The 12,407-nt window shown below is 37.3% G+C and carries 10 protein-coding genes; 7 read left to right on the top strand and 3 right to left on the bottom strand.

Translation table 11 applies throughout. The features are described 5' to 3' along the window. Positions 1–76: 76 nt before the first annotated feature. From GR162_RS08800 to GR162_RS22145, 3 genes are all read right to left on the bottom strand, one after another. Positions 77–733: an outer membrane beta-barrel protein gene (locus tag GR162_RS08800; protein ID WP_160781831.1), complete on the bottom strand. Its 657-nt coding sequence runs from the start codon at positions 731–733 to the stop codon at positions 77–79. Positions 734–967: 234 nt separating this feature from the next. After that, complete coding sequence (locus GR162_RS08795; RefSeq protein WP_237421337.1) at positions 968–1,531, bottom strand: PRC-barrel domain-containing protein; 564 nt, start codon at positions 1,529–1,531, stop codon at positions 968–970. After that, positions 1,500–1,667, bottom strand: coding sequence for a hypothetical protein (locus tag GR162_RS22145; protein ID WP_202393920.1), 168 nt, complete (start codon positions 1,665–1,667; stop codon positions 1,500–1,502). Before GR162_RS22145 ends, GR162_RS08795 begins: the two co-directional genes overlap by 32 nt. Positions 1,668–2,201: 534 nt before the next feature. On the opposite strand from GR162_RS22145, the gene GR162_RS08790 reads away from it, so the two are divergent. From GR162_RS08790 to GR162_RS08760, 7 genes are all read left to right on the top strand, one after another. Continuing rightward, on the top strand, positions 2,202–6,785 hold the full coding sequence (locus GR162_RS08790; protein ID WP_160781830.1) for a molybdopterin cofactor-binding domain-containing protein: 4,584 nt from the start codon (positions 2,202–2,204) through the stop codon (positions 6,783–6,785). Between the two features lie 23 nt (positions 6,786–6,808). Further along, positions 6,809–8,239 carry a hypothetical protein gene (locus GR162_RS08785; protein WP_091134110.1) on the top strand — a complete coding sequence of 477 codons (1,431 nt, stop codon included), beginning with the start codon at positions 6,809–6,811 and terminating at the stop codon, positions 8,237–8,239. 279 nt (positions 8,240–8,518) lie between these two features. Then, positions 8,519–9,307 carry an SDR family oxidoreductase gene (locus tag GR162_RS08780; RefSeq protein WP_008469210.1) on the top strand — a complete coding sequence of 263 codons (789 nt, stop codon included), beginning with the start codon at positions 8,519–8,521 and terminating at the stop codon, positions 9,305–9,307. 231 nt (positions 9,308–9,538) lie between these two features. After that, positions 9,539–10,345: a phytanoyl-CoA dioxygenase family protein gene (locus GR162_RS08775; protein ID WP_008469212.1), complete on the top strand. Its 807-nt coding sequence runs from the start codon at positions 9,539–9,541 to the stop codon at positions 10,343–10,345. Positions 10,346–10,498: 153 nt separating this feature from the next. After that, positions 10,499–11,185, top strand: a complete 687-nt coding sequence (locus tag GR162_RS08770) for a CDP-alcohol phosphatidyltransferase family protein (protein WP_160781829.1) — start codon at positions 10,499–10,501, stop codon at positions 11,183–11,185. 1 nt (position 11,186) lies between these two features. Next, positions 11,187–11,612, top strand: coding sequence for a GtrA family protein (locus tag GR162_RS08765; RefSeq protein WP_160781828.1), 426 nt, complete (start codon positions 11,187–11,189; stop codon positions 11,610–11,612). 23 nt (positions 11,613–11,635) lie between these two features. After that, positions 11,636–12,214: a DUF4833 domain-containing protein gene (locus GR162_RS08760; protein WP_160781827.1), complete on the top strand. Its 579-nt coding sequence runs from the start codon at positions 11,636–11,638 to the stop codon at positions 12,212–12,214. Positions 12,215–12,407 lie beyond the last annotated feature (193 nt).

The raw sequence follows: 12,407 nt of genomic DNA, 5'->3' as shown, positions 1-12,407 counted from the left end.
AACAATCAATATTTAGCTCAAAAACAAAAGCCTTGAGAAACTTCTAAGGCTTTTGTTAAAATGTTTATGCTGAAAATTATTTACTGAAATCGTAGCTCAGAGAAGCGCCAAGCCCAAATTGAAATGTTGATGCATAATCAGTGACTGCTACTGGACCCCAGTAGTAATCCCAATAGTAATCATATCCAACAGCTGCTGACATAGACTGCAAATAGGCATGAAGATTAATCGATACAGGCGAATCGGTTTTTATTTTCACACCACCCTTAATCTCCCACGCAAAATAAGTTCCGTTGCCGCTTTTTGGCGTTTCAAGAATCGATACCCCTAAACCTGCACCAAGAAATGGAAGTGCCTTTTGGGAGCTTGAGCCAAAATAATACGTGTAATCTGCCAATATGTAATTGATAGCGCCTTTATCATCGCCCGCATTAACTTGGGTTCCGGCAGGAATATTGTTGGGACCATTAGTTATAGGCACTTTTGTATACAGAGGCATGTGTGTGTCCAGCCTGTTGTACTTCAATTCTATTGAAGCATTATCCATTATAAAATATTCCAGACCTGCTCCCCATTCAAAACCATCTTCTACCTTTCCGTAAGATGAATCGAAATCTACTCTATCGGAAAAGGTATACCCTCCATATAGGTTAAGCAGAAATGATTGGCTGCTTTGCGCTGACAGCGCCAATGAAAAGAAAAACGAGGCAACTAATAAATGATACTTTTTCATAATTTCTAATTTTTTAATTGTTCATGGCTAATTTCCTATCAAAGTTATTTTACAGAATTGATTTTCAGCTAAAATACAAGACTAAACATGTTTCAAATTATAAAATGAAACCAACTTATTAGTCATTTCTAAAAAAAATGTACAAAAAAGACCAGACATCCTAGACATCTGGTCTTGCCATTACCTCTTCATAAATCAATCCCGCTTTAAGGCATTAAAACTATAGTTGGCCATCTATCGATCCCCAAATTCCTTACGGCTATAAAAAGTATCATCATCGCTATCATATCCTAAACTCGGATCATTATCAGGATAGTACGACCTTAGCACTTCCCTTTCATAATTTCGGTCAAATCGCTGCTGAGTATTGAAACGGCCTGTTCTTCTGAATGTGTCATATCCGATTCCACTTGCCATAACAGTCTTCGTATCTTTATTAATATTCACCGAACCAATTGGTATGATCAAATGGCTGTCTCCGTCACGGTACATAAATTCTTTTTCATTTCCATCTGCAATATTTTCATGCACCTCTCGCTGGCTGTCCTCAATTAAGGTTTTATCGGCTTTTACATCTAGATACACCACACGCTGCATATCTTTGTTCACCCATAGATTGTCAATAGTTCCTATTGTACGATTGTCCGCATCCACTATCTTCCATCCCCTGACATCAGAATAGTCAGAAGCTACTTTATAGTCGGAAAGCTCATCAAGCCTGTATAAATTTCTGTCTTTGTTTTCCATGTTTTTGTTGCTTTTATAATTAATTTCCAATGGTATCAGCTGGAGTAACATTTTCGATTTCTGTTCTATTCGGATCCTGCATCTGATCGTCCCTTAAAAAGACATAATATAGTATCGCACCAATCAAAAGCAGGGCTATAATCCATGGCCAGATAGGCTTCTTCTTTTCAATTTTAATTTCTGCCATAACTTTAATTTTTATTATTGATATTCATTTTTTTTAATTTCATCATAAAGTTACAAACCGCAAAAAATCATAAAGTATTTAATTTCAAGCAGATGTTATAGAATTCCCAGTAGATTGACAAACTTTAAATTTTCTCTTTGCATTAGATGTTGATTTATAATCAAAAAAAATCATTTTATAGGGTTTCTCTTAAAAAACACGTATTACTACCTGATGGCAATTTCAAACGTCATCTTACATTTGTTATGATTTAATAATCGAATATTTACAGATAATATTCCTGCTCCAAATGTTTCTAAACAAAAGCTATTGTTATATTCTTCTGAAATAAACTATTATTAAAATCTCCATTTCTATACTCCTATCCTATTGAAATGCTGCTATAAAAGGCATGAAGATTCAATAGCATTAAAAAACTCTGCGCCAAAACATCTGTATGCAAGATTTCCAGTTCAGCTACTGGTGAATTCCATGTGGATTTATTTCATTTTTTAAGTTAGAAAAATCAAAAAACAAATCAATTCCTCAGCTACTATGAAAAACACGGTAAATTTCTTTTTAAATGGGAAACCTACGATTATAGAAAATCCTTCTCCCGATTTACTTTTAATTGATTATTTAAGATCTCCCGAAGTAGCGCTCTGCGGACCAAAGAAACCATGTGGACAAGGGGGCTGTGGCGGATGTACAGTTATCTTGTCAGAATGGGATAATCAGGAAAAGAAACCCAAGCATCTGGCAATAAACTCCTGCCTTAGACCAGTATGTTCTATAGGAGGGCTTTCTATTACCACTATCGAAGGAACAGGTGCAGCCCGTAAACCCGATCCAGAGCATTTTGTCCAAAAAACCAGCTCAACACGCATGCCTGCTCCGTTAGGCGAAGATTATTCTCCTGTATTAAAAGAGGCTGAAAAACAAGCTGAAGAAAAACATCTTGCTGTTCTAAAAAAAGTTGCCCGCGCCACTAAAGATGGAGCCAGTGCTGCTGATATAAAACTTATAAAGAATATTTCTGATTTTCCATCTGAAGAGACGCATACAGGAATAAACCCAGTCGCATATCAATTGGCGCTTAATAACGGCAGCCAATGTGGTTACTGCAGCGTAGGATTTGTGATGAATATGTCAGAATTCATAATTAATAATAAAAAAGCAACCAAAAAAGAAATCGAACAAGCCTTTGACGGTAATTTATGCCGATGCACAGGATATCGATCAATCCTTACGGGAATGAAAACTTTTGCTTCTGATTGGAGTAAGGATGATGAGGAAAAGAGGATGCCCTGCATGCTTGATCCTGTGGGTAAAGCTCAATTACCAGGCAAATTAGAAATACCTTTCCCAAAAGAAGCCCAAAATTCGGCTATAGGTGTTTCAACCAATCGATGGGCTGCTCCGACTACACTACAGGAACTCGCAGAAATTTTAAAGGAAAACCACGACGTTAGATTGGTACATGCAAACACCTCTTACGGAATTTATAAAAACGAGTATCTGCCAAGTACTTTTTACGCTGATATTCGCTTCATTCCCGAATTAAACGAGAGAAATAAAATAACTGAAGATCACATTCTGCTATCAGCCAGCACCACTTATAGCAGCTTTCTTGAAATACTTTCTAAGTACATTGAAACAGGGCAAGACATTAAAAAGAAATCCCAATCGGATGTTACAGCACTTAAAGCACTAGATTATATGGCTCGCAGAACCGCCGGGCGAATAGTACGTAATGCCGCCACAATTGGCGGAAACACGATGCTAGTTCTGAAACATATTCCAAAAGGCACAGGCGAACCATTTCCGTCAGACCTTTTCACTGTCTTGTTTGCTTTAAATGTAAAAATCAGCTATTTCCAATTAGAGAAAAATGGCCAATTTAAAGCGTATGCAAAAACGGCAGAAGAACTTTTAGAAGCAATAAAAACAGATTCAAAACTTGCTGATACTATTGTTCTTAGCTCATATGAAATTCCGTTAAAAGACTCTAATGCTATTGTATTTGCTCAAAAAGTAGCACTTCGTGAAGTAAACGCTCACAGTATAGTCAATGCTACCACCAACTTCAAAATTAGCGATCAATATATTACGGAGTCTGCAGTAATTGCGCTGGGCGGTATTGCTCCTTTTCCGTGGAGAGCAACAGAGACAGAAAAAGCGATGCTAAATAAAAAACTGGAACTTAAAAACGCTGCTACGCTTTCAGCAATTCTAGCTAAAGAAGTTCGAAAAGAACTCGATCTTCAGGATGAACGCATGAAAGAAGTTCCTAATGAAGATTTCACTAAAGAGTACCGAACACAATTAGCCGTATCCTTTTTTTACAAATCAATTATTAACGCTTTAGTGGCTAAAGGCGCGAAAATCCCAGAGAATCTGGTTTCTTCGGCAGAAAACAAATGGAGCCACTGGCCTGCAAGTGATGGCGTTCAACATTACAAAACGCAAGATTACAAAGCGCCAGTGGCACAGCCTTATATCAAAGTTACGGCCATGTACCAAACTTCAGGACAGATTCATTATACACATGAGCTTCCAGTGCCTCCGCAAACATTAAACGGAGCATTCGTACAAAGCCGAAAAGCCCTGATGAATTATTCTTTCGCAGTACATGACAAAAAAGTCAAGATTGAAGAATTACGAATACATCTTAAAAAGGAGTTTCCTGCTTTTAGCGATATTATTACTTATGAAAACGTTAAAAACGGAGGCCGTAATTATCAGGGAATGGGAAATGACCAGCCGCTTTTTGCAGAAGAATTAGTGAGTTATGTTGGTCAATCTATTGCTATGGTACTTGCCTCAAACGAACAGGAAGCAATCAGAATTGCCACAGAGGTTTCTGAAAAATATGTTCAATATACAAAACCTGGAACTCCTTGGACAGGAAAATGGAGTGAACCTATATTCGATTTTCTTGAAGCGATAAAAAAAGAAAGCATCTTTCCCGATGCGCCTACTTCAACCCCGTTTATATCTCATATCTGGAAGATAACGCGACCAGGAAGCCAGTTTGATTGGGTGAAAGAACATCCCACTAAAATTGAAACTCTAATACGTGAACAATCCATAACCAAAAGAAAAGAGAATGTAGACAATATCCCGTGTACAGTGGTTACTTCTTCACAGCTTTGTGGTGGACAAGCTCATTTTTATATGGAACCGCAAGCCTGTATTGCAACTCCTATAGACGAAGGCCGAATAAAAGTGCAGCCATCAGTACAAAGTCCAGGAGGAATGCATGATACAGTCGCTTCGGCATTAGCCATGTATCATCACCAAGTAGAAATAAATGTTCCGCCCGTTGGAGGAGGATTTGGAGGAAAAACCGAACAAACGCGCTTTGTGGCTGGACCTGCTGCGGTTGCTGCGAAAGCGGTGAAAAAGCCTGTCAGAATAGCCATGCCACGTGACGAAGATACTGCCATGATAGGAAAACGTCATGCCTATTATGGTGAATACGAAATTGCCGTAGATACTGGTGAATATAAACCTGAAAACAAAGGAATTCTTCATGGTTTTCAGCTTAAAATGTGGGGAGACGGCGGTGCTTTCTATGACTGTTCCTTCATCGTATCCAATTGCATCCAACTGCGCACAGATAATGCTTATAAAATTAAAAATTTCGAAAGCCAGATTGATGTATGCAGAACCAATACCGCTCCTAGCACAGCGATGCGTGCATTTGGAGATGTACAAGGAAAAAATATTGTAGAAAATGCTATTGATGATGCCGCTGTTTCTATTGGCATGAGACCTGAAGATCTGCGTGAAAAAAATCTTTACGACCGTGGTGATGTGACTCCATTTGGTCAGGCGCTAACTTACTGCTATATGAAACAGGTATGGGCATACGCTAAAGAAGTTTCAAATTTTGAAGCTAAATATGCAGATGTCCAAAAATTCAATAAAGAAAACAAATGGTTTAAAAGAGGTATTTCTATGATTCCTGTAAAATATGGGTCAGGATATAATCTGCTTATGCTGGAACAATCAGCTGCTGTTGTGGCCATTAATCCAGCCGACGGAACCGTAGTAATCCATCAGGGAGGTGTTGAAATTGGGCAAGGCTTAGTTACTCAAGCACAACAGGTAGCTTCCTATGTCTTAGGAATTCCGATGGAGATGATTTTTATTGACAATGTAAATACAAGCATCACTCCGAATCCAACAAGTACGGGAGGTTCTACAGGAACTCCTTATTCATGCGAAGCCGTAAAACAAACCTGCGAGGAAATGCGATCTAGGCTTATGGAATTTGGCTATCAGATGCTAAATGAAAATGGCGAAGAATGGTGCAAAAATAAAAATATAGATTTTTGGAATTACGGCGCAGGTGAAAATAAAGGCTGGGCCAAAAAAATTGACCCAAAACAGGGAAATAAATCTATGATATGGCAAAACCTAATAAGTTTGGCCGCCTCTCAAAGGGTAAATCTTATTGCTACTTTTAATGCTAAAATAAAAGGTGGCGAAATACAGATCCCTGCCATGACATTTAAAACTGAAAAAGACCAGCCGAATATTCCAGGCATAGAACGTATAAAAGATGCTTCGCTTGGCGGAGGTGTTGATTCCTTTGTAGGCTTCACCTATTCTGTTGCCTGTTCTGTTACCGAAGTAGATATCCTCACAGGAGAAGTAAAAATCATAAGCTCTGATATTATTTATGATATGGGATGGAGTATGAATCCTGCTATTGACATAGGACAGATTGAAGGCGCTTTTGTTCAGGGAATCGGATATTTATTAACTGAAAAATTAGTATCAGAAACAGACGGTCCAGACATCGGAAGATTAAATTCAACCAATACATGGCGTTACAAAATTCCTGCTATAACTACAATTCCGTTAGAAATGAACACCTATCTTTTTCCAAGGGATGAAAAATCTGTTCAAAGCATACCTGAAGATCCTAACCAGATATTTTCTGCCAAAGAGGTCGGTGAACCTCCTTTAGTGCTAGCCAACAGTGTCTTCTTTGCCATAAAAGATGCCATAAGAGCCTCAAGAGTAGAGCGTGGATTATCTCCACTATTTCGACTAGATGCTCCTGCTACTGTACAGGAAGTGCGTAGGGCTTGTGAGATTACTGAAAACAATTTAGCCAATACATAAACTATTAACCCAATCTTCAATTTATGAAACAATTAAGACCGCTTATTATAGCAATTTCGATTTTGTTTGCTTCCTGCGACAAAAAACGTGAAGAACCTGTTGCAGAAAAAAAGAATCTAGCCCTCGCTGCACTGGAACAGAAAAATTATGAAGAAGATGGTTTTCCCGACTTCGGTTACATGGTAAGCCCTCAAGAATATCGAGAAAAATATTCTGATCAGCCTATTTTTCGTCTAAAAACAGATTTCCCAACTGAATTGCCAGAGGAAATGCCTAAATTTCTTGATATTGATTTTAAGAAAGAACCTTTAAAATATATAGAAGCTGTACGTGACTATGGTTTTGAGGGAAATACAGAGGAATGGGATCCATACAAAAACAAAGTACGCAACTGGTACCATATTCCATGGCTTCATCCAAGTGTTGAAGGACCAAATGCTTACCCGCCAAACGGAGGTACAGAAGGTTTTCATGGTTTAATTAAAGAAGCGCCTCTGGGACCTTTACAGTTAGGACCAGGACTCAAAGGAATTGAGGGAGACTACTCTGTTTACGCCATTACCTTGATCAATGATAAAGCAGGTTATGCTATGGGTAAAATGTGGAAATCTCCTCAAAATCCTAATATAAAAGTATTGGATAAACGTTATGACAATGGCGGTTTCCCAACAGGGACTGTTTTTATCAAACTGCTTTTTACCGATGCTCCAAAAGGTACAGATTTCGTAGATTATCTTGTAAATCCGCTTACTTGGAAAGCTTATATAACAGAAAATTTCTGGAAATCAGACAAAAGAGTAGTTTCTGATGTGCACCTTCTGCAAATGGATATTTCTGTGCGTGATCCTAGAGCAGACAGAAGCCCTAGCAATCCTCAAGGAACTGGATGGGTATTTGGAACTTTCTGCTACAATGGTAAGCTAAACAAGAAAAACAAATTGATGAATCTTGTGCCTGTTGGGCTTACATGGGGGAATGATCCCGAAAACAAGATTAACAAAACATCTCCTTATCCGCCAATTAAGACTGAAGTAAACAAGGATTTGAAAGAAACGGTAATTTTCGAAAGTCCAAATCTGCCTCCTCAGCATCTCGGATGGAACGGCAGATTAGACGGTCCTGCTGATCTTAATACAGTTTCATGCATGTCATGCCATAATGCAGCTCAATATCCTGCAGTGACATCTCTTGTTCCGCCTAATGCTGCTCCAGACGGAGGCGTAAACCCACCTGTTGGAGGAGGAGGTAAAGTATGGATGGAGTGGTTTCAGAATATAGAATGCGGAACTTCTATGGACCCGAATGTATATTCAACCGATTTCTCTTTCCAAGTCGCTATTGCCTTAGAAAATTTCTTTACTGCTAAGGCTGCTTCAGAAAACGGTAAATTTGCATCACAATACAAAGCTGTTCACGTGCCTATACGCCGTGGAGATATTGCACCTAACAAATAATTTCACACTCAAAATTAAATCTTACCTGTCCTATTTTATGGCAGGTAAGATTTAATAACAGCGTACATTCACTTAAAATATTTTCCCGCTATTTGGCTGTGCTAATTTAGTGTCTCAAATGAAATCCTATAAATTTTAAAAGTTCATCTTTACAACAATAACATTTATTCTATAGATCAAAAAAAACACATTTGACAGGCTCATAAACATAATCAAACTATTTAATTATACCGACTGGGTTAAAAATTAATCTTTATATTTGATAATTAAATTAATAGAATGAGCGAAGAAACAAAAGCATATGCCTTAATAACTGGTGCAAGCAAAGGAATTGGAAAATCTATTGCTTACGAGTTGGCCAAACAGGGCTATCCGTTACTGCTTGTTGCAAGAAGTGGTGAGGAATTAAAGACGCTATCTGATGATCTTCATGCAAAATACGGCACTATTGCTCCTATCTTTCCTATTGATCTTTCGATAAAAGAGGCATCCCTGAAAGTAGTTGATTGGATAAAAATGAATAATTATCCCGTTGGCATTTTAGTTAACAACGCTGGTTATGGTGTATGGGGCGATTTTAGCCATTCTCCTCTCAGCGATCAGCTTGGCATGATGCAGCTTAACATGAATGCAGTGGTAGAACTGTCGCATTTATTGATGCCTATCCTTTCAAAAGAAAAACAAGCCTACATTTTAAACATATGCAGTACGGCTGCGTATCAAGCTGTACCAACACTTGCAATTTATTCTGCCACAAAAGCATTTATCTTGTCCTTTACTCGTGCTCTTCGTTTCGAACTTGCTAAAACTTCAATATCAGTAACCTGTTTCAGTCCAGGTCCTGTCGATACAGGCTTTGCTGCAAGAGCGGGTTTAAGCGCTTTAAACAAAATGGCTGAAAAGTTTAATATGCAGCCTGATAAAGTGGCAAAAATGGCAGTAAAAGCCATGTTCGGAAAAAAATCAGAAGTTATTCCTGGTTTTACAAATATCATTTCTGTTTATGCTAACCGTATACTACCGAAAGCATTTATCGAAAAAACAGCAGCTGGGATTTATAAAATTTAATTTTTTCAAAAAAAAATAAAAAAAAATTCATTGTAAAAGAAAAATTATATTATCTTCGCATTAAATCTCTACTAATTCGATAGAATATGTCTAGTAAAAGAAATATGTTTAATTTTCCTAAAAACCAAATGCACGCAAACATGCGAATGTGTTGCTGTTGCTGTTGTAGCTGTTGCTAAACTTTTAGATAAAATTTCAAACACTATTTTTCATTTATTAAATATATTTATCATGGTCTCTTCATATAAAACATTTACCCTAGCTAATCAATTAACTGCTGAACAAATCAACTTTTTTAACCAATATGGTTTTATCCATTTCAAAAATTTTATAACCCCAGAAACCGTTTCATCAATCATTGATGCTTCAAAAGAAGTAGAACAAAAATGGATTGACAATGATCTTCAAAAAGTAAACGGCGTTCCAATTAAATATGGTAAAGATTTAGACGGCTCTCCTATTGTGCAGCGCTTTGCCTTTATCAATCAGCACCATCAAACATTAAGCGGCCTTCTTCTTGATCCAAGATTTAATAGCTTGTTGCAATTGGCAGGCGATGGCGCAAGATTAGGCACTGAAGAAAAAGATGGAATGGTTTTCAATCATTATATCAATGGACCTGAAAGCAAGTTTACTAAGATGGGCTGGCATACAGATGGCTTGAGGGATATTTTTTATGGTACAAAATTAAATCCCATGTTAAATGTGGGCATTCATTTAAGCTCTTTAAAACCTGAAAACGGCGGTCTTAAAATCATTCCAGGTACGCACAAACAGAGTATTTACCAAATGCTTTTTCGCAAGAAATACTTTTTAGACCATAAAGAAGATCCAGACGAAGTTTCAATAATTCCAGAAGCTGGAGATTTAACCATCCATGACGGGCGCTTGTGGCACAGAGTCGCGGAATCATCTATCCGCGGCGAAGAAAGCAGAAGAAGAGTTATTTATATTCCCATTATAGCAGGAAAATATGCTCCTAAAAATGAGAACAGCCCAACGGTTTTCTATCAACGTTTTGCGGGAATTGTAAAGTAATATGCTGTTTGTTATTGCATTTAGTTATCTGGTCAGATCAGGTAAACTAAAAAGAACCTCCGATTTTTTAAAAAATGTCCAAAGAAAGATAAAAGTAAAAATTATAAAACTGGAATTGGGTATACTGTCAGGTTTACTAATATTGGGTTATTAATGGGAAGGGAAACGCAGCATGAAGCGAATAATGCTATTTTGCAAAGAACATTTTCAGACCGCAAGCGAACTAATATCTTAAAAAGAGCGGAGCAGCTGACCATTGCATTTTTGCTTCCGAAGGTGCCAAGATTCATTTCGCCTAACCTGCTCACTTTAATTGGTGCGCTTGGTTCTGGATTAGTTTTTTTAGCTTTTGTTTTGGGTGCTTATTCAACAGATCAATATCTACTTTTGGGCATTATCGGACTGGCTATAAATTGGTTAGGAGATTCTTTAGATGGAAGATTGGCATATTACAGAAATATTCCGCGCCGCTGGTATGGTTTTGCGCTCGATATCATCGTCGATTGGATTGGTATCGTGCTTATAGGCTTTGGCTACTACATCTATGCTGAAAACGGCACGCAAATCATAGCTTTTGCTTTTGTTGCATTATATGGCTGGTCTATGATCATCAGCCAGCTACGCTACAAAATCACAAACCAATACAGCATAGATTCCGGTCTTGTCGGTCCAACAGAACTCAGGTTTATTATTGCTCTAATTTTAATTGCAGAAGTCTTTGCTCATGGATCAATTGCTTACTTGGCTGGCTTTATTACCATTATTTTATTTGTAATCAATACCATAGACAGCTTTAAACTTTTAAAGCTGGGCGATTTAAAAGACAGAAGCCAAGACTGAGATGTTTAAGAAAAAATCAATTTTCACTTTTCTGCGGGCGCAAGTTGCGGCATTTTTAGGTGGCCTTACGGATTATGGCTTAATGATTTTATTGACCGAAATATTTAAGCTGCATTTCACCTTCTCTATTTTAATTTCAGGAAGCGTTGGCGCAATTATCAATTTCAGCATCAATAGATTTTGGGTATTTAAAAATCACTCTGGCTATAGCAGCTGTATCAATAACCAGCTTTTCAAATTTGCGCTGGTTGTATTGGGTAGCATTTCCTTAAAATCATTTGGCACGCTCATTCTGCAGAAAACATTTCAAATCGATTATCGAATCGGAAGAGTAATCACCGATAGTTTTGTATCGTATGGTTTTAATTACCCACTAATTAAATATTGGGTTTTTCGGGTAAACGAAAAACAGAGTGCAACCGAATAAAATTAACGTATAAATGTTTTGTTATGGACAAATTGACGTTTAAATATTTTTCAAAATCAGTAATCGCTATAGCGATCTTAATAAACATGGCCTCTGAAAAACTATGGGCGCAGTCTGAAAATCCATCGCCATTACATTTTCCAACACCTAAAAATATAGATGATATGCTGTTTTACATTCAGCGGGATCCCAATACAAACACTGCTGTTTATGCCATAAACTATCTAGAAAACGGAAAAATAAACAAAAGCAATCCCGTAAAAGGGTATTGGATTCGATATGCTGAAAAGGGAGAACGAAAAGACTTCAATTATATCCAGCGCAGATTTGCCTATGGAATAGAAAGTAAGATTTTAAATAATGAGGAGTTTGAGCTTCAGCTTGAAGCCTATAAAAAGCTTCCCTTCACCTTGAAAAAAATAGATTCAGATCAAAGATATCGTGCTTTTGTAAATGTGAACCGTAAAAAAATACAGGTAGAAAAAATATTTGTCCGAATTGAAGGAGGCTCGTTCTGGCTACCAAATGTTAAGTATGCAGAAGTTACGGGAATTGATGCCTCTTCAAATAAAATAATTACTGAAAGAATAGTATTAAAATAAATGCTAAACCAAACTTTAGAAGTAATACAAATAGAAGCAACTTCTTATCGTTTTCGTCACGCTAGCACACAAGATCTTATTGTTTGAAACTATAAAATCCAACAAAATTGCTAAAACCCATCTGAGTATCCCCAAAAAAAATCAGAAAAAAAGTAATCCATATACAAAACGTAAAAAGCATTCTATTAAGAGA

Source organism: Flavobacterium sp. HBTb2-11-1, assembly GCF_009826975.1.
Classification (GTDB): domain Bacteria; phylum Bacteroidota; class Bacteroidia; order Flavobacteriales; family Flavobacteriaceae; genus Flavobacterium.
Note: the sequence above shows the minus strand (reverse complement) of the source record. Positions and strands in the feature narration are given on the sequence as shown.